The sequence below is a fragment of the Micrococcus sp. NPDC078436 genome (assembly GCF_040702705.1).
GTDB lineage: Bacteria > Actinomycetota > Actinomycetes > Actinomycetales > Micrococcaceae > Micrococcus.
Map to the genome: position 1 here is coordinate 76,798 of NZ_JBFBLX010000001.1, position 21,239 is coordinate 98,036.

The window sequence follows — 21,239 nt, forward strand, 5'->3', positions numbered from 1 at the left end:
GAACCGGGCCCCACCGACGGGCGCCCAGAGGAGACCATGACTGAAGAGCACCAGAACACCGCCGGCCAGAACGGGCCGGGACCCGCCGCGGCAGGATCCGAGGACGAGATCCAGGCCGTGATCGACCGCATCCTCGCCGCCGACGACGCTCGCCGCGCGTCCGGCGGGGACGACGCGTCCGAGCAGGCCTCCGAGACGCGCGATCGGGCGTCCGTCGTCGGGGGCCGCGCGCTCGCGCTCGCCGAGGGCGGGGACGAGCACACCGAGTTCGACGGCGACCAGGACGAACTGGCCGCGCGCCATTCCCTGCGCCGCGTGGCCGGGCTCTCCACGGAGCTCGAGGACATGTCCGAGGTCGAGTACCGCCAGCTGCGCCTCGAGCGGGTGGTCCTGGCGGGCGTGTGGACCGAGGGCACCGCGGAGGACGCCGAGAACTCCCTCCAGGAGCTCGCCGCGCTCGCGGAGACCGCGGGCTCGGAGGTGCTGGACGGTGTCATCCAGCGCCGCGCGACCCCGGACCCGGCCACGTTCCTCGGCAAGGGCAAGGCCCGTGAGCTCGCGGAGATCGTGGCCCTCTCCGGCGCGGACACCGTGGTGGTGGACTCCGAACTCGCCCCGTCCCAGCGCCGCGCGCTCGAGGACGTGGTGCGGGTCAAGGTCATCGACCGCACCGCGCTGATCCTGGACATCTTCGCGCAGCACGCGAAGTCCCGCGAGGGCCGCGCGCAGGTCGAGCTGGCCCAGCTCGAGTACCTCCTGCCTCGCCTGCGCGGCTGGGGCGAGTCCATGTCGCGCCAGGCCGGCGGCCGTGCGGCCGGCGGCGAGGGCATCGGCTCCCGCGGCCCTGGCGAGACGAAGATCGAGCTGGACCGCCGTCGCATCCGCACGCGCATGGCCAAGCTGCGCCGGGACATCTCCGCCATGAAGCCGGCGCGCGAGGCCAAGCGGGCCAACCGCCGGCGCAATCGGGTGCCGTCCGTGGCCATCGCCGGCTACACCAACGCGGGCAAGTCCTCACTGCTCAACCGCCTCACCCACGCGGGGGTGCTCGTGGAGAACGCGCTGTTCGCCACCCTGGACCCCACGGTCCGCAAGGCCGTGACCCCGGACGGCATCGGCTACACGCTCTCGGACACCGTGGGCTTCGTGCGCAACCTTCCCACGCAGCTCGTGGAGGCCTTCCGCTCCACCCTGGAGGAGGTCGCGGACGCGGACGTCATCCTCCACGTCGTGGACGGCGCGCACCCGGACCCCGAGGGGCAGATCGCCGCCGTGCGCGGCGTGCTGGCCGAGGTGGACGCGCAGCGCATCCCGGAGATCATCGTGCTGAACAAGGCGGACGCGGCGGATCCCGTGGTCATCGCCCGCATCCGCTCGAAGGAGCCGCACACCGTCGTGGTCTCGGCCCGCACCGGCGCCGGCATCGACGAGCTGGAGAAGGCCATCGCGGCCACGATCCCGCGGCCCAGCGTGCGCCTCGAGCTGCTCGTCCCGTTCACGCGGGGCGACGTGGTCTCGCGCCTGCACTCCGCGGATGCGGAGATCCTCGCCGAGGCCTATGAGGAGGGCGGCACCCGCCTGACCGTCCTCGTGCGCGAGGACATCGCCGCCGAGCTCGCGGAGCACCGCGTGGACTCCGACGCCTCATGAGCGGGGCGGACGCCGCGGAGGGGGCCGTCTCGGCCCCCCGCACGGATCGGGAGAGGGAGGCGCTGCGGCTCCTGGACGCCGTGGTCGAGGCCACGGGCGGCCAGGAGCGCGCGGGCCAGAAGGAGATGGTCCTGCAGGTCGCGCGCGCCCTCGAGTCGCGGCGGCACCTGCTGGTCCAGGCCGGGACCGGCACCGGCAAGTCGCTGGCCTACCTGATCCCGGCGCTGCAGCACGCCATGGACCAGGAGGACCCCGTCGTGATCGCGACGGCCACCCTGGCCCTCCAGGCGCAGATCATGAAGCGGGACGCCCCGCGCCTCGTGGAGGCGCTGAAGGGGGAGCTGCCGCGCGAGCCCGTCGTCGCGCTCGTCAAGGGGCGCTCCAACTACCTGTGCCGGCACAAGGTGGACGGCGGGTATCCCGGGGACGAGGGCGAGGAGGCCCTCTTCACGGTGGCCGACGACGGCGGCGTGATCGGCTCCGCCGCGGACGGGGCCTCAGGGCCGTCGTCGCTGCTGGGCAAGGAGGTCATGTACCTGCGTGCGTGGGCGGACGAGACGGAGACGGGCGACCGCGACGACCTCGAGGTCCCCGTGACGGACCGCGCCTGGCGGCAGGTCTCGGTCTCGGCCGTGGACTGCCTCGGCGCGTCCCGCTGCCCCATGGCGGACGAGTGCTTCTCGGAGCACGCCCGCGCGGACGCCGCGGACGCCGACGTGGTGGTCACCAACCACGCGATGCTCGCGATCAGCGCGTTCGAGGGACTCGCCGTGCTCCCCGCCTACTCCGCCGTGGTGGTGGACGAGGCGCACGAGCTGCAGGACCGCGTCACCGGCGCGGTGACGGGCCAGCTCTCCGGCTCGATCGTGCACGGCGCCGCCACCTCGGTCCGGCGCCACACCTCGGTGGCGGTCGAGGACCTCGTGCAGGCCGGTGCTGCCCTGGACCGCGCCTTCGCGGGCACCCCCTCGGGGCTGCTCGCCACCGGCCCGGACGAGGTGCAGGAGCAGGCGCTGGCCGCCGTCCTCGCTGCCGCCCGGCAGTGCTTCTCAGACCTCGGCCAGAGCAAGGACAAGGAGGCCGACGGCGACGGCGGCCACCAGATGGCCCGCTCCCGCCTCGTCGAGGTCCTCGAGGTCACCGAGCGCATGCTCGCCGCGCGCCCCGAGGCCGACTTCCCGGAGGTCCTGTGGGCCACGCGGCCCGGGCACTTCGAGCCCGGCGTCGGCTGGCAGCCCGGCAACGAGGAGGACCCGCCGCAGCTCTACGTGGCCCCCATCTCGGTGGCAGGCAAGCTGCGTGAGGGGCTCTTCGGTAAGGCCACCACGGTGCTCACCTCCGCCACGCTGACCGTGGGCACGGGGGAGCGGCGGTTCGACTCGGTGGCCGGTGACGTCGGCCTCGCCGGGCCTGACGCCCCCGCGTACACCGCCCTCGACGTCGGCAGCCCCTTCGACTATCCCCGCCAGGGCGTGCTGTACGTGGCCCGGCACCTGCCGCGTCCCGGGAGGACGGCCTCCCCCGAGTCCCTCGACGAGCTCGGGGAGCTCATGAAGGCCTCGAACGGCGGCACGCTCGGCCTGTTCTCCTCCCGGCGGGCCGCCGAGGACGCCGCGGCGGAGATGCGCCGCCGGCTGGGCCCGACGCAGACGATCCTGTGCCAGGGCGATGCCACCCTCTCCGCACTCGTCCGGCAGTTCGCCGAGGAGCGGGACGCCTCCCTCTTCGGGACCATGAGCCTGTGGCAGGGCGTGGACGTGCCGGGCTCCTCGCTGCGCCTCGTGGTGATCGACCGGATCCCGTTCCCGCGCCCGGACGACCCGCTCTCCCAGGCGCGCACGCGGGACATCGCCCGGCACGGCGGCAACGGGTTCATGAAGGTGTCGGCCACGCACGCCGCCGTCCGCATGGCCCAGGGCGCCGGCCGCCTCGTGCGCGCCGTCGGGGACCGCGGCGTCGTCGCCGTGCTGGACTCACGTCTGGCCACCGAGCGCTACGGCGGCTACATCACGAGCGCTCTGCCGGACTTCTGGCGGACCACGGACCGGCAGGTGGTGCGGGGCGTGCTGGCGCGCCTCGCCGAGGAGGACTGAGGGCGTCCGAGGACACCCGACCAGCGGCCGTCAGGAGCCCACGTCAGGCCTAGAATCGTGGTGAGGGCCCCGGCCCCGCGGCCCTCCGGAGCGAGCACGCCGCCGCGCGCGGCGGCAAGGCGGGCGGCCATGGCCACCGGCAGGACCTCAGGATCCCATCGACTGCGGAGGACGGCCGAACGCCGCGCCTCCCTGGGCGGCCAGGCCCGCGAGGAGCGGGAGGTGGTCCGGGCGCACGAGCGCGCGGCGAATCGCCACCACGACTCCTTCCTGGCGCACCTGAACCTCAAGCCGGTGTGGCTGGCCTTGGCCGTCCTCGCGATGGCCGCGATGGCCGCGGTGGCCCTGATGCCCGGCCTGCAGGAGCTCGGACTCTCCGTCGCCGGACAGCGGGCGCTCGCGGTCCTCGCGTTCGCCGTCATCATGTGGGTGAGCGAGGCCGTCACCTACCCGGTCAGCGCCGTGCTCATCATCGGGCTGATCGCGTTCCTCGTCGGATTCGCCCCGGACATGGCGGACCCGGAGACCGCCCTCGGCACGTCAGGCGCCCTGGGGCTCGCGCTGGGCGGCTTCTCCAACTCCGCGGTGGCCCTCGTGGCCGGCGCCCTCGTGCTCGCCGCCGCCATGCAGGCCACGGGGCTGCACAAGCGCGTGGCGCTCCTCGTGCTGAAGTTCGCCGGCGAGAAGACGAGCAACATCCTCATCGGCACGATCGTCATCACGATCATCCTGTCCTTCTTCGTCCCGTCGGCCACGGCACGCGCCGGCGCGGTGGTGCCGATCCTCATGGGCCTCGTAGCGGTCTTCGGCATGCCGACCGACTCGAAGCTCAGCGCCCTGCTCGTCATCACCGCCGCGCAGGCCATCTCCATCTGGAACATCGGCATCATGACCTCCGCGGCCCAGAACCTCGTCGCTGTCGGCTTCATCCAGGACCAGATGGGCCGCCAGATCACGTGGCTCGAGTGGTTCGTGTGGGGCGCGCCGTGGGCCGCCGTCATGTCCGTGGTGCTCTACTTCGTGATGCGCTGGGCCATCAAGCCGAAGACCGACCGCATGGTCGGCGGTCGCGAGGTCGTCCAGCGCGACCTCGCCGCCCTCGGCCCGATGACGGGCAAGGAGATGCGCCTGACGGTGGTGGCCGTCCTCCTGGTGACCGCGTGGGCCACCCAGGGCGTCCTGCATCCCGTCGATGCGACCACCGTGACCCTGGCCGCCGTCGCCTTCCTCCTGCTCCCGCGCGTCGGCGTGTTCTCGTGGAAGACCGTGGAGAAGCTCGTCAACTGGGGCACGCTCGTGGTGTTCGCCGTGGGCATCTCGCTCGGCTCGCTGCTGCTCAAGACGGGCGCCGCCGCGTGGCTCTCGGAGCGCACCTTCACCGCGCTCGGCCTCGCCGAGCTGCCGATCGTCGCGCTGATCGCCGTCATGGGCGCCTTCACGATCCTCATCCACCTGGGCTTCGCCTCGGCCACCGCGCTCTCGAGCGCCCTGATCCCGGTGTTCATCGCCTTCGCCGCGTCCATCCCGAACGCCGCGGAGGGCGGCCTCGGGTTCGTCGTGATCATGCAGTTCCTGATCTGCTTCGGCTTCCTGCTGCCGGTCTCCGCGCCGCAGAACATGCTCGCGTACGGCACGGGCGCGTTCACCCCGATGCAGTTCCTCAAGGCGGGACTGCCCATCACGGTGATCGGCTACCTCATGGTCCTGCTCTTCTCCGCGACGTACTGGCGGTGGCTCGGCCTGGTCTGACCGTCCGCGCCGCGGGCGCCGTTCAGAGCGCCCGCAGCACGGTGACCACGCGGCCCATGATGGTGGCGTGGTCACCCATGATGGGCTCGTAGGCGGTGTTCTGGGGGAGCAGCCACGTGTGGCCGTCGCGCTGGCGGAAGGTCTTCACGGTGGACTCGTCGTCGAGCAGCGCGGCCACGATGTCCCCGTTGTCCGCGGTCTCCTGCCGGCGCACCACCACCCAGTCGCCGTCGCAGATGGCGGCGTCCACCATCGAGTCGCCGGAGACGCGGAGCATGAACAGCTCGCCCTCACCCGTGAGGCGGCGCGGGATCGTCATGACCTCCTCCACCTGCTGCTCGGCGAGGATGGGGCCGCCGGCCGCGATCCGACCCACCCACGGGATGGAGACGGCGTCGCCCTCGGCGGCGTCCGTGTGCCACGAGGGGATCTGGGGGAGCTCGGAGACCGGGGCGACGGGGGAGGCCGTCTCGGCAGTCAGCGTCGTCCCGTCCTCGGCCAGCAGCACCTCGAGCGCGCGGGGGCGGCCCGGATCGCGGCGGATGTAGCCGAAGCGCTCGAGCTGGCCGAGCTGATGCGTGACGGAGGAGAGCGAGGCGAGGCCCGCCGCGTCCCCGATCTCCCGCATGGAGGGGGGGTAGCCGCACTCCGCGATCGCGTGGCGGATGGTCTCCACGATCCGCCGCTGGCGGGACGTGAGCGAGGGGGCGGACCCGGCTGGGGTCTGGTGGTCAGGGGTGGCCATGCGGCGGTCCGTTCTCCCGAGGTCGCTTAGCGTGTCCACCCCTGCTGATGGTCTTGCCCTGTAGGCGATCCACCGCGGGTCGGAGCACGTCCGGTGCCCTCGACCCTAGTGGAGTCCGTCACCGGATCCAAAGATATGTTCGATCCACGCTGGGCGTGTCTCGAAGGTGTGTGCTAGACATGGATTCGAACAGGTTCGAACACACGTTCGAATTCCCGCCCGCAGCGGGAGGAAGGCGACCATCACCATGACCACCCTGACCGCAGCTCTCTCCCGTCCCGTCCCCGCTCGCCCCGCTCCGAGCGGGTTCCGCCTCAACAGGCGCGGCCGTCTCGTGCTCCGCGGGCTTCCGCTCATGCTGGCGGCGGCCGTGCTCACCGTCGTCGCGGCGTTCCTCGCGGGCGTCCTCACCTCCCCTGCGGCGGTCTCCTCCGAGGGTCCGGGCGCGCGTCTGGAGACCGTCACGGTCATGCCGGGGGACAGCCTGTGGTCCATCGCCGCCGAGGCTGCGCCGGAGGAGGACCCCTTCACCACCATGACGCGGATCGCCGAGCTGAACAGCCTGGAGGGCCGGGAGCTCGAGCTGGGCGAGTCCCTGTTCGTGCCCGCGGGGGACTGAGGGCTGGCCGGCGACTCACGGCGCGCTCGGCGTGCTCCCGTTCCTAGAATGGCCCGTATGACCGATCTGACCTCCCTCCCGCTGCGCGAGGGCCTGCGCGGGCAGAGCCCCTACGGCGCCCCCCAGCTGGACGTGCCGTTCATGCTCAACACGAACGAGAACACGCACCCCGTCCCCCCGGAGGTCGCGGAGGCCGTCGTGGCACGGGTGGCGCAGGTCGCCGGGGGGCTGAACCGCTACCCGGACCGCGAGTTCACCCGGCTGCGGGAGAGCCTGGCCGGGTACCTCGGCCACGGGCTGACCGCGGCACACGTGTGGGCGGCCAACGGCTCCAACGAGGTGCTCCAGCAGATCCTCCAGGCCTTCGGCGGGCCGCGCCGCAGCGTCCTCAGCTTCCTCCCCTCCTACTCCATGTATCCGCTGCTGGCCGCGGGCACGGACACGGCATTCGTCGACGGCGGGCGCGCCGCTGACCACACCCTCTCGGCCGAGCATGCCGCGGCCATGGTGCGCGAGCACCGTCCGAACCTCGTCTTCCTCGCCTCGCCCAACAACCCCACGGGCACCGCCCTCGGGCTGGACGTGATCGAGGCCGTCTACACCGCCCAGGCCCGGAACGAGGCCGAGGGCGGCCCGGGCGCCATGGTGGTCGTGGACGAGGCCTACGCCGAGTTCGCGCTCGACGGCACGCCCTCGGCCCTCACCCTCCTGGAGGGGCGCGAGCGGCTCATCGTCACCCGCACCATGTCCAAGGCGTTCGCCCTGGCCGGCGCCCGCCTCGGCTACCTCGCCGCGGACCCGGCCGTGGCGGATGCCCTGCGCCTCGTGCGCCTGCCCTATCACCTCTCCTCGGTCACGCAGGCCACCGCGATCGCCGCCCTCGAGCACGTGGAGACGCTCCTGGAGACCGTGGCGGACATCAAGGCCCAGCGCGACCGGATCGTGGCCCGGCTGCGCGAGCTGGGCCTGGACCCGGCCGTCTCGGACTCGAACTTCGTCTTCTTCGGCCACCTGGAGGACGCGCACGCCGTGTGGGAGGCGCTCCTCGAGCGGGGGGTGCTGGTGCGCGACGTCGGCATCCCGCACCACCTGCGCGTCACCGCGGGCACGGAGGAGGAGACCACCGCGTTCCTCACCGCCCTTGAGGAGGCCCTCGCCGCGGGTGCACGGTGACCCCGCGCCGGCCGCCGCGCGAGACGCAACGACGCGCGCGGCCGGGCATGCGCCGCCGAACCTAGGATGGATGCGACCGTCACCCCGTATCCCCAGGAGGACCCGTGGAAGCCGAGCTGATCTCCGGACGCCGGGCGCGCATGGAGCGCACCACGAGCGAGTCGGACGTGCACGTGGAGATGGACCTGGACGGCTCCGGCGCCGCGGACATCTCCACGGGTGTCCCGTTCTACGACCACATGCTCACGGCGCTCTCGCGCCATTCGCGGATCGACCTCAGGGTCCGCGCCACGGGGGACACCCACATCGACGTGCACCACACGGTGGAGGACGTCGCGATCACGCTCGGCGAGGTGCTCCGCGTCGCCCTCGGGGACAAGCGGGGCATCCGCCGCTTCGGCGAGGCCTCCGTGCCGTTGGACGAGGCGCTCGCGCGCGCCGTCGTGGACGTCTCCGGGCGTCCGTACCTGGTGCACGAGGGCGAGCCGGACGGGCAGCAGTACCACCTCATCGGAGGCCACTTCACCGGCTCCCTGACCCGGCACGTCTTCGAGTCGATCACGCAGCACGCGGCCATCTGCCTGCACATGGACGTCGTCCGCGGCCGCGACCCCCACCACATCGTGGAGGCCCAGTTCAAGGCGTTCGCCCGCGCCCTGCGCGCGGCCGTCGAGGACGATCCGCGCGTGGACGACGTGCCCTCCACGAAGGGCGCGCTCTGATGGCGGCGCCCACGTCCGTGCCCGGGGTGCGCCCGCGCGTCGCCGTCCTGGACTACGGCTCCGGCAACGTGCACTCGGCTGTGCGCGCCCTCGAGCGCGCCGGGGCCGTCGTCGAGCTCACCCGGGATCCGGACGCCGTGCTGGACGCGGACGGGCTGCTCGTGCCCGGCGTGGGCGCCTACGCCTCGGTGATGCGCGCCCTCACCGAGGTCGGCGGCACCCGCTGGATCGGCCGCCGCGTGGCCGGCGGTCGCCCCGTGCTGGGCATCTGCGTGGGCCATCAGGTCCTCTTCGACGCCGGGGTGGAGCACGGCGAGCGGACCCATGGCATGGGGGAGTGGCCCGGCGTGGTCGAGGAGCTCCCGGCCGAGGTCCTGCCCCACATGGGCTGGAACACCGTCCGACCGCCGGAGGACTCCGCGCTCTTCCGGGGGATCGAGGACGAGCGGTTCTACTTCGTCCACTCCTACGGCGTGCTGCGCTGGGAGTTCGACCAGACCATCCCCACCATGCGCCCCCCGCAGGTGACGTGGGCGCACCACGGCGCGGACTTCATCGCCGCCGTGGAGAACGGGCCGCTGTCCGCCACGCAGTTCCACCCCGAGAAGTCCGGCGAGGCCGGGCAGGCGCTGCTCCGCAACTGGCTGGAGACCCTCTGATGCCCTACTGGTCCGTCCTCTACCTCGCCCTCGGCGGCATCCTGCTCGGTGCCGCCTGGTCGATGCGCACGCAGAAGGCCCCCGGGTGGGCCGTCGTCATCGCCCTCGTGCTCGCCGCCATGGCGATCGCCGCCGCCTTCCTGACCGTCTCCCGCTGAGAGGTACCCCATGACCCCGAACACCCCCGCCCTCGAGCTGCTGCCCGCCGTGGACGTGCAGGACGGCCGTGCCGTCCGTCTCGTCCAGGGGGAGGCCGGCTCCGCCACCTCCTACGGCGACCCGCTCACCGCGGCCCTCGACTGGCAGCGCGCCGGCGCCGAGTGGATCCACCTCGTGGACCTCGACGCCGCGTTCGGCCGCGGGGACAACCGCGACGTCATGCGCCGCGTGGTGGAGGAGCTCGGCGTGAAGATCGAGCTCTCCGGCGGCATCCGCGACGACGCGTCCCTCGATGGGGCCCTCGAGATGGGCGCGACCCGAGTGAACCTCGGCACCGCGGCCCTGGAGGACCCGGCGTGGACGGCGCGCGTGATCGAGCGCCACGGCGAGCAGGTGGCCGTGGGCCTGGACGTGCGCGGCACCACCCTCGCGGCCCGCGGCTGGACGAAGGAGGGCGGCGACCTCTGGGAGGTCCTGGCCCGCCTCGAGGACGCCGGCTGCGCCCGCTACGTGGTCACCGACGTCACGAAGGACGGCACCCTGAAGGGGCCGAACACCGAGCTCCTCGCGCAGCTGTGCGCGAAGACGGCCAAGCCCGTGGTCGCCTCCGGCGGCATCTCCTCGCTCGAGGACGTCGCCGCGCTCGCGGGGATGGTGGGCGACGGCGTCGAGGGAGCCATCATGGGCAAGGCCCTCTACGCGGGCCGGTTCAGCCTCGAGCAGGCGCTCGCGGTGGCCGGCGGCTCCACGGTGGACGAGGCGCGGGCCGCGCACCCCTTCGCGGTGGCCGAATGAGCGCGGACTCCGCGCACGAGGAGACCGTCGCGCTCGAGCGGCCGGCATCGCGGGAGCTGCCGGGGCACATCCGCGCCGCGCTGGACCGGATGCGGGAGAAGACGGCCGGGGAGAACGTCGCGGACACGGCCGGCGTCCCGTGGGAGGGCCGCGACCTCGCCGGCGGCGGCGTGGACGGCTCCGCCAATCCGCTGCACGCGTTCGACGCCGACGACGGCACCGCCGACGACCGGTGGAGCGACGTCATGGAGCGGCTTGCCCGCTCGGAGGCCACCGAGCAGGACGTCGCCGCGGTGCTCGGGCACATCCGGGTCTTCGCCGCGGTGGTCCCGACGCTCGCGGTCGACGAGGCGGACGTGCACGACCACGCGGACCACGCCGGCCACGGGCACGAGGTCGGCGCGCACGGGGACAAGGCGGCCGACGTCGCCCTGGTGACCCTGCGCGCCGCCGACGGCCGCGCCGCCCTGCCCGTGTTCACGAACGTGCCCGCCCTCACGGCGTGGAACCCCGAGGCGCGGCCGGTGGCCGTGTGGATGCCGCGGGCGTGCCTCTCGGCGGTGGACGAGGGATGTGAGCTCGTGGTGGTCGACGCCGGCGCCGAGCACACCTACGTGGTGCGCCGCCCCGCCGTGTGGGCGCTCGCACAGCAGCAGGAGTGGACGCCGTCGTACGTGGACCAGGAGGTGGCCGATGAGATCGCGGAGGTCGCGGACCTCGTGCCGCACCTGCTGAACCTCGGCCTCGCGCCGGGATCCGGCGTCGCGACGCGCACGGCGTCCGGCGCGGTGATGAACGGCGGCGGCTCGGGCCCGGAGCTCAAGGTCGTGGCCATGCCGACCCGCGGCGCGGACGACGCCGACGTGCGGCTCATGGCCGCCACGCTGCGCATGGTGCTGTCGGACCTGCCCCTGCTGGCTGAGCGGGCCGACTCCGTGGAGATCACCGTCCGCCGGCCCTGAGCCCCGCGCTCCCATGGGCGTGCCGACCCCCATCGGCTACCGTGGTGGGGGAGGGGCGCCGCCGTTGCGGCCGCCCCGCCCTGGACGACCGTGCACTTCCGGCCGGTCCTAGGCATCCATCTGGAGGAGATGTCATGAGAAGCAGAACCCTGACCGGCGCGGCCACCGCCGCGCTGGGCGCCGTGGCGGTCGCCGCCGCCGGCCCCGCCCTCGCGTCCACCCCGCTCACCCAGGGATCGGCGCTCTCGGCGCCGGCCGGGGCGTGCAGCCTGACCATCGTGGACGAGTCCACCGCCTACACCGCGGCCCACTGCGGCGGGGCCGTGTGGGAGGTCGGCTCCCCGGTGCGCTCCGCCGAGGGCGCGCGCATCGGCACCGTCACCGCCCTGCCCGGCGAGTCCGGCGTGGACCTGGTGCGCATCGGCCTGGCCGAGGACGTCCGCGTGGTCGGCGACTGGGCCACCCGGCCCGCCGCCTCCGTGGAGGCGGGCGAGACCGTGTACACGCACGGCTCCTCCGTCCCGATGGGCCACCCCAACTCCCTGAGCCACGCCCACGCCTTCGACAGCGACGCCGTGTGCGCCGACGGCTATGCCGACCAGGTCGCCCTCGACGCCGCCACCACCCACCCCGGCGACTCGGGCGGAGCGGTCTACGACGCGCAGCAGCGCGTGGTGGGCGTCATCTCGGGCGTCGCGCCGGTGACCTTCGACGAGGACGGCGAGGCGGTCAGCTGCGACGCGAAGGCCATGTCCTCGATCATGGTCCCGATCGAGTCGACCCGTGCCCTCGACGCCGCCAAGGCCTCCTCGGCGACGTCCGGCAAGACCCCCCGCCCCGCCCCCAAGCACGCCGCGCGCCCCGCCCCGAAGCACGCCGCCGACATGCCCACCGCCGGAGCGGCCCCCGTGGCCGAGTCCGAGGTCACGACGATCCCGGCGGAGGAGCAGAAGGAGATCGCCGACGAGCTGATCGCGAAGCAGGAGGCGAAGGCGGCCGCCGAGAAGAAGGCTGCCGCGGAGAAGAAGGCTGCCGCGGAGAAGAAGGCCGCCAAGGCTCCCGCCGCGGCCAAGGCTGTGGCTCCGGCCAAGGCCTCCGCTCCCGCCAAGGCCAAGGCCTCCGCTCCCGCCAAGGCCAAGGCCTCCGCTTCCGCCAAGGCCAAGGCCTCCGCTCCCGCCAAGGCCAAGGCCTCCGCTTCCGCCAAGGCCACGCCGGCCCCGGACCTCACCACCGAGGTGACCTACACCGCCGCCGAGGGCGTGGCCCGCGGCACCCGCACCCAGATCACCACGGACGAGGGCCGGTTCGAGTACATGAAGGTCTACGCCCTGGACGCGGACGGCGCCGTGCTGGGCGAGATGCACCTGCACACCGTGCAGCCGATGGCCTGGATCAACGTCCCGGCGGACGTCCCCGCCGGCGGCTCCGTGAAGGTGATCGCGGTCAGCTCCGCCGACGCCCCCGCGGACACGGTGGTGACCCTGGGCGGCCAGCGCATCGGCTGATCCGTCCGGCCTCACGGCCACAGCAGCACACCGGGCCCGGTGATTCCGCGAGGATCACCGGGCCTCGTGCGTCAGCACCGCCCCTCGAGACGGTGGCCGAGCCGGGAGAACACCCGGCCGAGGGTCTCCGCCTCCCCGGGCTCCAGGGCGCTGAGGAAGAGGTCGTCGATCTCGCGCGCGTGATGGACGGCTGCGCGGCGGAAGGCGCGGCGGCCCTCGTCCGTGATCACAGCCTCGAAGCCGCGCCGGTCCCGTTCCGCGGGGTGGCGCTCGATCAGGCCGCGGGCCACGAGGCTCTTGACCTGGTACGTCATGCGCGAGGGGGAGAAGACCATGCGCCCGGCGAGCTCTCCGAGGCGCAGGCGGCCATCGGGGGACTCGTAGAGGAGCAGCAGCAGGTTGTAGTCGGCCAGCGAGAGCCCGGCGTCCCGCTTCAGTCCGCGCTCGAGCAGCTCGGAGAGCATCTGGGTGGACTCGAAGTACGCGCGCCACGCCTGCTGGGCCGCACCCTCAGGCCTGCGGTCCTCGGGGGCGGAGCCGTACCACGTCGCGGCGTCGGCGGCGCCGGGAACCGGCTCAGGCGCCGGGGTTGAGGAGCTGGTCAAACGGAGTCACCTCCAGCTCTGCCTCGCCCTTCGCGCGGCGCGGCCGCACGGGGCGCAGGAGCATGACCTCGGCGAGGTCCCTCCCTGCGGCCGCGATGCGCGCGTTCAGCGGGTGGTCCCGCATGGACGCCGCGGCCCCGGTCACCTCGCCCCAGTCGTCCGAGGCGGCGAACACCGCCGTGGGGATGATGCGCGTGCGCAGGTAGGAGAAGAGCGGCCGCATCGCGGTGTCGATCATGAGCGAGTGCCGCGCGGTGCCACCGGTCGCGCCGAGCAGCACGGTGGTGCCGCGCACGGCGTCGTCGTCCACGAGGTCCCAGAAGGCCTTGAAAAGGCCCGCATAGGACGCCTTGAAGGTGGGGGAGACGGCGATGACGGCGTCGGCCTGCTCGACCTCGTCGAGCGCGGCGCGCAGGGCCGGGGAGGTGGTGGCGGTCACCTGCGCCTGGGCGACGTCGACCGCCAGCTCCCGCAGGGTGATGAGGTGGATCTCGGGGGCCGAGCCCCGGCCCGCGAGGGCACTCGAGGCCGCCTCGGCGAGGCGCTCGGCGAGCATGCGGGTCTGGGACGACTCCCCGAGGCCGCCGGAGACGACGGCGATGTGCCGCGTCTCGGGCGTGAACGGGCCGGTGACGGCGCTCATCGGCCGGACTCCCGCTCCGCGTGGGCGGCCGAGCCCTCGGCGCCGCCGGGGACGGGCGCCTCGCCGCGACGGGCGCGCTCGACGAGGAACGCGTGGGTGGGCGCCTCGGGCACGTCGGCCGGCGTGAGGGCGTCGAACTCCCTGCGGAGCACGGGGAGCACCTCGTCGCCCAGGATGTCGATCTGCTTCAGGACGGTGTCCGTGGGCAGGCCCGCATGGTCGATCAGGAACATCTGACGCTGGTAGTCGCCCACCCAGTCGCGGAAGCCGAGGGTGCGCTCGATGACCTCCTGCGGGGAGCCCACGGTCAGCGGGGTCTGGCGGGTGAAGTCCTCGAGGGAGGGGCCGTGGCCGTACACCGGCGCGTTGTCGAAGTACGGGCGGAACTCCTTGACGGCGTCCTGCGAGTTCTTGGCCATGTAGACCTGGCCGCCGAGGCCCACGTAGGCCTGGTGTGCCTTGCCGTGGCCGTAGTGCTCGAAGCGCTGGCGGTACAGGCGCACCATCTGGATGACGTGCTCCTTGTTCCAGAAGATGTTGTTGTGGAAGAAGCCGTCGCCGTAGTAGGCGGCCTGCTCGGCGATCTCGGGCGAGCGGATGGAGCCGTGCCACACGAAGGGCGCCACGCCGTCGAGCGGCTGGGGCGTGAGGGTGAAGTTGTTCAGGGGCGTGCGGAACGTCCCGTTCCAGTCCACGGTCTCCTCGTGCCACAGGCGGTGGAGAAGGTGGTAGTTCTCCACGGCCAGGGCGATGCCCTGACGGATGTCCTTGCCGAACCACGGGTACACGGGTCCGGTGTTGCCGCGGCCCAGGGTGAGGTCCACGCGGCCGTCGGCGAGGTGCTGCAGGTACGCGTAGTCCTCGGCCAGGCGCACCGGGTCCATCGTGGTGATGAGCGTGGTCGCCGTGGAGAGCTGGATCTTCTCCGTCACGGCCGCCAGGTACGCGAGCAGCGTGGGCGGGTTGCCCGGGGCCACGAACGGCGGGTTGTGGTGCTGGCCCGTGGCGAACACGTCGAAGCCCGCCTGCTCGGCGTGCCGCGCGATACGCACGGTGTCCTTGATGCGCTGGTGCTCGGTGGGGGTGGTGCCGGTGGTCGGATCGGTGGTGATGTCACCGATCGTGAAGACGCCGAACTGCATGGGCTGCTCCTTCGGGGCGGGGCGGGGCGGGGCGGGGCGGTGCCGGACGGGCGAGGGGCGGGCCCCTCGTCGTCTTTCAAAACTGAACCATATCCGTCAACGCGTGCCGAGCCGGGGGTATTCCGGGAGGACGACGACGGCGGGACACTGGTCGCATGACCGGGACCTTCGACGCAGGCCGCCTCGCGCACGTGAACGCCGTGACGGTGCAGCAGATGACCACGTGGAACTCCAACGACATGGCGATCCTCGGCCCCGACGGGGAGACCGTGGCGACGGTGGTGACGCGAGGCGGGGGCTTGAGCCGCATGCTGATGGGCTCGCGTGAGTTCGACGTGGTGGACGGGGAGGACGGCCGCGTCCTCTTCCACCTGCAGGACCCGGCGACCTTCGGGCGGGACCGCTTCCAGGTGTTCGACGCGCAGGGGTATCCGCTGGCCAACGTGGCCCGGGAGTTCGCGTTCTTCCGCACCGCCGTGAGCGTGGAGGTGGTCGACGGGACTCGGTTCTCCGTGACGGGCGACCTGTTCGACTACGACTACACGTTCGCGGCCGGGGAGCGGCAGATCGCCCGCGTGACGGCGGAGTTCGCCGGGTTCCTGAACGCTCTCGCGGGGCGCTCGCGGTACCAGCTCACCGTGGACCCCGCGATGCCGCCCGTGGTGCGCTGCGCGGTGCTGGGCACGGCGATCGCCCTGGACCTGCTGCGCGCGAAGGACCAGCGGAAGAACTGAGCGGGCACGGTCTCGGCAGGCCCGCTGTGAGCCGGACTGCACCACACACCGGAAGCCCTAAGCTTCTGGGGTGGACTTCGGAGCGTACGGACGGTTGCTGCAGGACCCTCGGATCCGCCATCTGCTGATGGTGGGCTTCATCGCCCGCTTCCCCCACACGGCGGCCGGCGTGATCCTCACGCTGCACGTGGCGCTGACGCTCGGCCTCGGCTACGGCCAGGCCGGCCTCGCGGCGGCGGCCATGACGCTGGGCATCGCCGTCGGCGCTCCGTGGCGCGGCCGCGTGGTCGACGCCAAGGGTCTGCGCCGGGCGCTGCTGCCGTCCGTGGTGGCGGAGGCCCTCATCTGGCCGATCGTGCCGTGGCTGCCCTTCCCCTGGATGCTGCTGGCCGTGTTCCTCGGCGGCGTGTTCGCGCTGCCCATCTTCTCCGTGGTGCGCCAGGGCCTCGGCGTGCTCACCCACGGCAAGGATCGCCAGACGGCGTTCGCCCTCGACTCGATCGTCACCGAGACCATCTTCATGATGGGCCCGGCCCTCGGCGCCGTGGTGGCCGCCACGTGGTCCAGCGCGCTCGGGCTGACCATCGTGGGCCTCTCCAGCGCCCTTGGCGGCCTGCTGCTGATGTGGTTCAACCCACCGACGCGCTCGAGCCAGCTGGCCGTCGTCGGGCCGGCCACGGACGACCCGTACACGGAGGCCGAGGACCGTGATCAGGCGGTCGCCCAGTCCGTGCACGGCGCGCCGATGCACGTGGAGATGACCGCCCCGGACCTCGCCACGGGCACCGTGCCGCTGGTGACCGGGGCGATCCCGATCATCACGGGTGCCATGCCCCGCATCGCGGAGGACGGCTCCGAGCCGGTGCCCCAGGCCCGCCCGGGCCTGACGCGGCGGGAGCGGCTCGCGCTGTGGCGGGAGAAGAACTTCGCGTGGGTCACCCCGGAGGCCCTGGGCGTGCTCGTGGTGTCCATGGCGGCGGGCATCGTGATGGTGGGCACCGAGGTGTCCATGGTGGCCGAGCTGGAGCGCGCCGGCCAGGCGGCCGCGGTGGGCGTGGTGTATGCGCTGTGGTGCGGTGCCTCGGCGATCGGCGGCCTGTTCTACGGGGCTTGGGGGCGCCAGGTCCACCCGTACCTGCTCATGGCCCTGTTCGCCCTGTTCACGTTGCCCATGGCGGTCGTGGACGGATTGTGGCCGCTGGCGCTCGCCTCGATCCCCTCGGGCCTGCTCACGGCGCCCACGCTGGCCGCTGCGTCCTCGCGGCTCTCGAACCTGGTGGTGGAGGAGCGCCGCGGCGAGGCGATGGGCTTCTACGGCTCGGCCATGACTGCGGGCGCCGCTCTCGGCGCGCCGGTGGCGGGCGTCTTCATCGACGCGATCTCGCCGGCGGCCGGCTACGTGTTCGCCGCCCTCGTGGGCTTCGTGCTCGTGGCGGTGGCCGCGCTGGCCACGCTGACCCGACGACGGCGGGGTGCCGCGCGCTGACCACGGCGGTGGCGGCGGTCAGCGGGTGAGGTCGCCCGGCCACCAGCGCCGCACGATGGTGAACAGCAGCGTGACCGCGGCGAGCGCGACGAGAGCGGCGGCGGCGGAGAACGCGGCCGCGGCGTAGCCGACGGCGTCCCACCCTTCGTCGCTGAGGGTGGAGATCATGGACAGGGAGGACCCGCCGAACGCGAGGGTGAGGATCACGCCGAGCCCGCCGAGGACGAGGTCCGCCACGCGCACGGCAGCGGCCCACGTTCGGCGCCGTGCGTCCGTAAGCAGCAGCCCAGCCCCGGCGAGGGAGGCCAGCGAGCCGAGGACGGGGAGGAGGACCCGGAGGACACCGTCGATCGGCACGGCGAGCCACAGCCAGCCCACCGCGGCGGGCACGGCCAGCAGCAGGGCGGCGAGCGCCGTCCGTCCGGCGCCCGTGCGGGCCCGGGCTCCGGAGCGCGCGGAGAGGTTCACGCCAACAGCTCGTGGATGCGGCGGACCACCACGTCCGTGAGGTCGGCGTCGTAGCCGGAGGTGGAGGAGTCCATGAAGAGGTGCTCCGCGCTCTCGTACTCGAAGAGCACCGCGGGGGCGTCCGGATTCTCATCCGTCGCGGCGATCGAGCGGGCCAGCGGCAGGTCCTCGTCCCTGACCCAGGCGTCCTCGGAGGCGAGGTGCACCTGCAGGGCCGTGTGGGGCTGCCACAGAGGGGCGAACGCGGTGAGCGGGACGAACCCGGAGATGTCGATGCACGCGCGGAAGGCGGGCACGGTCTGAGCCGCCTTGTGGGCGGGGACCACGCCCATCGAGACACCGGCGACGACGGACGCGGACGGGAACTCCGCGGCCACGCGCATGCCCTCGAGCGCGATCCGTTCGAAGCCGCCGAGCCTCTCCACGTGCGCGATGCCCTCCTGCGGGGTTCCGAACACGGCGCCGTCGAAGAGGTCCGGGGTGTGCACCTGGTGGCCGCCGGAGGCGATCTTCTCGGCGAGGTCGCGGACACCGTCCGTGAGGCCGAGGGCGTGGTGGAAGAGGATGATCTGAGCCATGGGTCACAGCGTAGACGCGGGGCCGGACACCGCAGCGGGTCCGCGGGCGGGCCGTCTGCTGGGGAAGGACAGCTGAGCGGGGATGCCGGGCTCCGGGTGATCGGGGGAGACGAAGACGGCCCGGCCGGGAAGCGGCTCCACCGCGATGACCTTCGGCCACACGAGCCGGTGCTCCCCGCTCGTGCCCGCCGGCACGTAGAACCGGTGGGGGAGGTGCAGCAGGAGGCGTGAGGTCGCGAGGTCGCGGCCGCCCAGGGCCGCGAACCGCACCCGTCTCCCCCGCTGGGTGCCCAGCCAGTGGTGCAGCTCCTCATCGAAGGACCGGTACGTCTCGCCCACCCGGAGACCTGCCCAGCCGGCCCACCCGGTGACCACCGCGGTGCCGCCGTGATCGGCGAGCGCGTCGAGCGCCGCGACGGCAGCCTGGGCGGCCTCGTCACCCCCGTCGGGGGTGAGGACGGTGTGGCCATGGGGCAGGCCCGGGTGACCCGTCTCTCCGGAGCCGTCGAGCACGAGCACGCCGCCCGGCCCACGAGCGGCCACGTCGAGGACGGACTCCAGGATCAGCTCGCGGCCGCCGGCCGCCTCCGCGATCCATGCCGTGTTCCCCGCGGAGCCGTGCGGCCAGCGCCAGGCCACGTGCCGTGCGCGGGACGCGTCGTCGATGAGGGCGAGAGCGTCGCGGCCCCGCCTGCTCGAGCGGTCGGGGGCCCACACTCCCGGGAGGGCGGGAGAGACCACCGGCGCCGGTGTCGGCCAGCATCCCTGCGCGTACGCGTCCCTCACGTGCTCCACGACGGCCTCCCACGAAGCGGCGGTGGCGGCCGGCACGGCCTCCTCGCCCGCCCGCCGCCACACGGGTTCGGCGGCAGCCACCGCCCACTGCGAGGCACGGAACGCGACGGGCGCGCGGCCCGCCCGGGCGAGGATGGCCGATCCGGGGCGGGAGGCGTCCAGGCGGAAGGCGTCCCGCGAGCCGACGAGGTCCCAGGACTCCTGCTCCGTGGCCGTGCGCAGGGCGATCGTGGCGCCCAGGTTGGAGCGGATGTCCCCGCTGACTGCACCCGTCGCCCGCTGCGTCGCGAGCAGCAGGTGGAATCCGAGGGACCGCCCGGTCGCGGCGAGGCGCTGGAGCACCGCACCGGCGTCGGGGTGGTCGTCCATGAGGACCCGCAGCTCGTCGACCGCCACCACCAGGCGAGGCAGCGCCACGTCCGGACGGCGACGGCGGAAGGCGGGGTAGTCGCTCACCCCGAGCCCCGCGAAGAGCGCCTCGCGTCGCCTCAGCTCAGCGCTGATCGCCGAGAGGGCGCGCAGCGAGGCGGCGCCCACGTGGTTCGTCTCCACGCTCATGGTGTGCGGAAGGGCGGCCAGATGCCCGAAGGATGCCCCGCCCTTGAAGTCCAGCAGGATGAAGGCGAGCTCGGCCGGAGGGTGGTGCGCGCTCAGACCCACGAGCAGGGACAGCAACAGGTCGGACTTCCCCGAGCCCGTCGTCCCGGCGACCAGGATGTGGGGCCCGTCGGCCGCGAGATCCAGCCACAGCCCGCCCGTGGCCGGCGGCCCGCCAGCGGCCGGACGCGCGGGATCGCCCGTCGTCACGGGCGCGCGGACCCCGTCGACCGCCGAGAGCGTCCCCACCTGCGGCGGCGGGCGCAACGGCGGTGCCGCCGTCGTCCCCGAGAGGAGCCCGAGGCCGACGACGTCGTCGGCCAGCTCCAGGAGCCACCACGTGAGGGTCGCGGGGGAGATGCCCGTCATCTCGACGTCGGCCAGCGTGGTCCCGTCCCCGGCGTGGTGGAGGGAACGGGCGGTGAGGTCGAGACGATCCCCAGGCACGGAGGGGACGGACGGATCCTCGGCCTCGGCGCTGAATCGCACCTCGGACACCGGGCGCTGCGGATCCGCGGAGGGTGGCGGAGCGACGTCGGCCCGGCCCAGCGCCTCAAGCCATCGTGCCCGCGTCGGTGCGACCCAGTCCGAAGCCGGCAGACCGAGGTGCAGCTCGCGTGCGGCCGCCCCGCCCCGCCACCAGCACTCCCTGCCGTGGGGCGTGGTGACCGTGAGCGTCAGTCCAGCGGCAACGGCCTGGCGCAGGAGCTGGAAGAGGGCCCACCGGGCCGCGGCGTCGAGGGGACGCCGTGCACCGGTCACCGTGATGCTCCGCTCGTCGGCCAGGGTGGAGAGGGCGGGCTGTGACACGACGACGGCCTCCTGCCATTGCCGCGCGGCCTCCGGCCGGGACAGCGGAAACGGCCCCATGCCCGTCCCCCAGCGGAGGACGCACGCTGCGTCCTGCCCCTGCCCCTGCCCTGAGACCCCGAAGCGATCCGCGGAGCGCGACCGCGCGGCACGGGTGACCTGACCCGGGCACGGCACCTGGCCCGAGCGACGGGCGGCCAGCTCCGAGGCCGGCCGCGCAGGGCACGGGCGTGCTCGCGCCGGGCACGTCGTTGCAGGCCGATCATGGTCCCGACCGTCAGGACCGACATCAGGCCGAACAGCAGGAAGAGGCCGCTTCCGCTGGTCAGGGCGAGCACGAGGCCGATGACGATCGGCCCGGCAGCCATGAGGAGCGGCAGCAGCATCGCCTGCTCGCCCGGGGGACCGCCGAGGTCGACGACGGCCGCCGCCACCTCGCGGGGCGGGTCCAGGGGACGCTGTGGCCCGCGCATCGTTCCGAGGGAGCATCGGCCCACGAGCAGGGGCTCCAGGCCGTTCCACTGCTCGGGCGTCGAGCGGCCAGGCCGTC

Annotated in this window: 20 protein-coding genes; 13 read left to right on the plus strand and 7 right to left on the minus strand. The window is 73.4% G+C overall.

The genetic code is table 11. The features are described from left to right. Positions 1-36 precede the first annotated feature (36 nt). From hflX to AB0302_RS00375, 3 genes are all read left to right on the plus strand, one after another. Positions 37-1,650, plus strand: coding sequence for a GTPase HflX (gene hflX / locus AB0302_RS00365; RefSeq protein WP_298712756.1), 1,614 nt, complete (start codon positions 37-39; stop codon positions 1,648-1,650). Continuing rightward, on the plus strand, positions 1,647-3,743 hold the full coding sequence (locus AB0302_RS00370) for an ATP-dependent DNA helicase (RefSeq protein WP_366370191.1): 2,097 nt from the start codon (positions 1,647-1,649) through the stop codon (positions 3,741-3,743). Before hflX ends, AB0302_RS00370 begins: the two co-directional genes overlap by 4 nt. Before the next feature lie 129 nt (positions 3,744-3,872). Beyond that, the gene (locus AB0302_RS00375) at positions 3,873-5,492 is read left to right on the plus strand and encodes a DASS family sodium-coupled anion symporter (protein ID WP_366370192.1); all 1,620 of its coding nucleotides are present in this window, start codon (positions 3,873-3,875) and stop codon (positions 5,490-5,492) included. A gap of 22 nt (positions 5,493-5,514) precedes the next feature. Here the strand turns inward: AB0302_RS00375 and lexA are convergent, their stop codons facing one another. Continuing rightward, positions 5,515-6,237: a transcriptional repressor LexA gene (gene lexA, locus AB0302_RS00380; RefSeq protein ID WP_248115236.1), complete on the minus strand. Its 723-nt coding sequence runs from the start codon at positions 6,235-6,237 to the stop codon at positions 5,515-5,517. Positions 6,238-6,484: 247 nt separating this feature from the next. On the opposite strand from lexA, the gene AB0302_RS00385 reads away from it, so the two are divergent. From AB0302_RS00385 to AB0302_RS00420, 8 genes are all read left to right on the plus strand, one after another. Continuing rightward, positions 6,485-6,856, plus strand: coding sequence for a LysM peptidoglycan-binding domain-containing protein (locus AB0302_RS00385; RefSeq protein ID WP_248115235.1), 372 nt, complete (start codon positions 6,485-6,487; stop codon positions 6,854-6,856). A gap of 57 nt (positions 6,857-6,913) precedes the next feature. Then, the gene (locus AB0302_RS00390; RefSeq protein WP_366370193.1) at positions 6,914-8,029 is read left to right on the plus strand and encodes a histidinol-phosphate transaminase; all 1,116 of its coding nucleotides are present in this window, start codon (positions 6,914-6,916) and stop codon (positions 8,027-8,029) included. A 140-nt stretch (positions 8,030-8,169) separates the two neighbouring features. Next, the gene (gene hisB, locus AB0302_RS00395; RefSeq protein WP_248115321.1) at positions 8,170-8,751 is read left to right on the plus strand and encodes an imidazoleglycerol-phosphate dehydratase HisB; all 582 of its coding nucleotides are present in this window, start codon (positions 8,170-8,172) and stop codon (positions 8,749-8,751) included. Beyond that, positions 8,751-9,410, plus strand: a complete 660-nt coding sequence (gene hisH, locus AB0302_RS00400) for an imidazole glycerol phosphate synthase subunit HisH (RefSeq protein ID WP_298712770.1) — start codon at positions 8,751-8,753, stop codon at positions 9,408-9,410. Before hisB ends, hisH begins: the two co-directional genes overlap by 1 nt. Then, entirely contained in the window at positions 9,410-9,568 is a 159-nt protein-coding gene (locus AB0302_RS00405) for a hypothetical protein (RefSeq protein WP_248115232.1), read from the plus strand. The genes hisH and AB0302_RS00405 overlap by 1 nt, the downstream gene beginning before the upstream one ends. 10 nt (positions 9,569-9,578) lie before the next feature. Then, complete coding sequence (gene priA, locus AB0302_RS00410) at positions 9,579-10,364, plus strand: bifunctional 1-(5-phosphoribosyl)-5-((5-phosphoribosylamino)methylideneamino)imidazole-4-carboxamide isomerase/phosphoribosylanthranilate isomerase PriA (RefSeq protein WP_366370194.1); 786 nt, start codon at positions 9,579-9,581, stop codon at positions 10,362-10,364. Beyond that, the gene (locus AB0302_RS00415) at positions 10,361-11,326 is read left to right on the plus strand and encodes an SseB family protein (RefSeq protein ID WP_366370195.1); all 966 of its coding nucleotides are present in this window, start codon (positions 10,361-10,363) and stop codon (positions 11,324-11,326) included. Before priA ends, AB0302_RS00415 begins: the two co-directional genes overlap by 4 nt. Before the next feature lie 134 nt (positions 11,327-11,460). Next, on the plus strand, positions 11,461-12,831 hold the full coding sequence (locus tag AB0302_RS00420; protein ID WP_366370196.1) for a trypsin-like serine protease: 1,371 nt from the start codon (positions 11,461-11,463) through the stop codon (positions 12,829-12,831). 71 nt (positions 12,832-12,902) lie between these two features. Here the strand turns inward: AB0302_RS00420 and AB0302_RS00425 are convergent, their stop codons facing one another. The 3 genes from AB0302_RS00425 to AB0302_RS00435 are packed head-to-tail and all read right to left on the minus strand — an operon-like array spanning position 12,903 to position 15,221. Continuing rightward, a complete protein-coding gene (locus tag AB0302_RS00425) occupies positions 12,903-13,436 on the minus strand; it encodes a MarR family transcriptional regulator (protein ID WP_366370197.1) in 534 nt (177 codons plus the stop codon). Next, positions 13,408-14,079, minus strand: coding sequence for a CE1759 family FMN reductase (locus tag AB0302_RS00430; protein ID WP_366370198.1), 672 nt, complete (start codon positions 14,077-14,079; stop codon positions 13,408-13,410). The genes AB0302_RS00425 and AB0302_RS00430 overlap by 29 nt, the downstream gene beginning before the upstream one ends. Beyond that, entirely contained in the window at positions 14,076-15,221 is a 1,146-nt protein-coding gene (locus AB0302_RS00435; RefSeq protein ID WP_366370199.1) for an LLM class flavin-dependent oxidoreductase, read from the minus strand. Before AB0302_RS00435 ends, AB0302_RS00430 begins: the two co-directional genes overlap by 4 nt. Positions 15,222-15,376: 155 nt before the next feature. Here AB0302_RS00435 and AB0302_RS00440 point away from each other — a divergent pair, with 155 nt between their 5' ends. Both AB0302_RS00440 and AB0302_RS00445 read left to right on the plus strand, forming a co-directional pair. Further along, complete coding sequence (locus tag AB0302_RS00440) at positions 15,377-15,955, plus strand: hypothetical protein (RefSeq protein WP_298712786.1); 579 nt, start codon at positions 15,377-15,379, stop codon at positions 15,953-15,955. A 70-nt stretch (positions 15,956-16,025) separates the two neighbouring features. Then, the gene (locus AB0302_RS00445; protein ID WP_366370200.1) at positions 16,026-17,441 is read left to right on the plus strand and encodes an MFS transporter; all 1,416 of its coding nucleotides are present in this window, start codon (positions 16,026-16,028) and stop codon (positions 17,439-17,441) included. 18 nt (positions 17,442-17,459) lie between these two features. On the opposite strand, the gene AB0302_RS00450 is transcribed toward AB0302_RS00445, so the two are convergent. The 3 genes from AB0302_RS00450 to AB0302_RS00460 are packed head-to-tail and all read right to left on the minus strand — an operon-like array spanning position 17,460 to position 20,689. Next, positions 17,460-17,909 carry a hypothetical protein gene (locus tag AB0302_RS00450; RefSeq protein WP_366370201.1) on the minus strand — a complete coding sequence of 150 codons (450 nt, stop codon included), beginning with the start codon at positions 17,907-17,909 and terminating at the stop codon, positions 17,460-17,462. After that, the gene (locus AB0302_RS00455) at positions 17,906-18,487 is read right to left on the minus strand and encodes a dienelactone hydrolase family protein (protein ID WP_366370202.1); all 582 of its coding nucleotides are present in this window, start codon (positions 18,485-18,487) and stop codon (positions 17,906-17,908) included. Before AB0302_RS00455 ends, AB0302_RS00450 begins: the two co-directional genes overlap by 4 nt. 3 nt (positions 18,488-18,490) lie before the next feature. Further along, positions 18,491-20,689: an FtsK/SpoIIIE domain-containing protein gene (locus AB0302_RS00460; protein WP_366370203.1), complete on the minus strand. Its 2,199-nt coding sequence runs from the start codon at positions 20,687-20,689 to the stop codon at positions 18,491-18,493. Positions 20,690-21,239 lie beyond the last annotated feature (550 nt).

Excerpts from the sequence above, each read along its gene's own strand:
- hflX (WP_298712756.1), top strand. The coding sequence starts at position 37 with ATGACTGAAGAGCACCAGAACACCGCCGGCCAGAACGGGCCGGGACCC.
- AB0302_RS00370 (WP_366370191.1), top strand. The coding sequence starts at position 1,647 with ATGAGCGGGGCGGACGCCGCGGAGGGGGCCGTCTCGGCCCCCCGCACG.
- AB0302_RS00375 (WP_366370192.1), top strand. The coding sequence starts at position 3,873 with ATGGCCACCGGCAGGACCTCAGGATCCCATCGACTGCGGAGGACGGCC.
- lexA (WP_248115236.1), bottom strand. The coding sequence starts at position 6,237 with ATGGCCACCCCTGACCACCAGACCCCAGCCGGGTCCGCCCCCTCGCTC.
- AB0302_RS00385 (WP_248115235.1), top strand. The coding sequence starts at position 6,485 with ATGACCACCCTGACCGCAGCTCTCTCCCGTCCCGTCCCCGCTCGCCCC.
- AB0302_RS00390 (WP_366370193.1), top strand. The coding sequence starts at position 6,914 with ATGACCGATCTGACCTCCCTCCCGCTGCGCGAGGGCCTGCGCGGGCAG.
- hisB (WP_248115321.1), top strand. The coding sequence starts at position 8,170 with ATGGAGCGCACCACGAGCGAGTCGGACGTGCACGTGGAGATGGACCTG.
- hisH (WP_298712770.1), top strand. The coding sequence starts at position 8,751 with ATGGCGGCGCCCACGTCCGTGCCCGGGGTGCGCCCGCGCGTCGCCGTC.
- AB0302_RS00405 (WP_248115232.1), top strand. The coding sequence starts at position 9,410 with ATGCCCTACTGGTCCGTCCTCTACCTCGCCCTCGGCGGCATCCTGCTC.
- priA (WP_366370194.1), top strand. The coding sequence starts at position 9,579 with ATGACCCCGAACACCCCCGCCCTCGAGCTGCTGCCCGCCGTGGACGTG.
- AB0302_RS00415 (WP_366370195.1), top strand. The coding sequence starts at position 10,361 with ATGAGCGCGGACTCCGCGCACGAGGAGACCGTCGCGCTCGAGCGGCCG.
- AB0302_RS00420 (WP_366370196.1), top strand. The coding sequence starts at position 11,461 with ATGAGAAGCAGAACCCTGACCGGCGCGGCCACCGCCGCGCTGGGCGCC.
- AB0302_RS00430 (WP_366370198.1), bottom strand. The coding sequence starts at position 14,079 with ATGAGCGCCGTCACCGGCCCGTTCACGCCCGAGACGCGGCACATCGCC.
- AB0302_RS00435 (WP_366370199.1), bottom strand. The coding sequence starts at position 15,221 with ATGCAGTTCGGCGTCTTCACGATCGGTGACATCACCACCGATCCGACC.
- AB0302_RS00440 (WP_298712786.1), top strand. The coding sequence starts at position 15,377 with ATGACCGGGACCTTCGACGCAGGCCGCCTCGCGCACGTGAACGCCGTG.
- AB0302_RS00455 (WP_366370202.1), bottom strand. The coding sequence starts at position 18,487 with ATGGCTCAGATCATCCTCTTCCACCACGCCCTCGGCCTCACGGACGGT.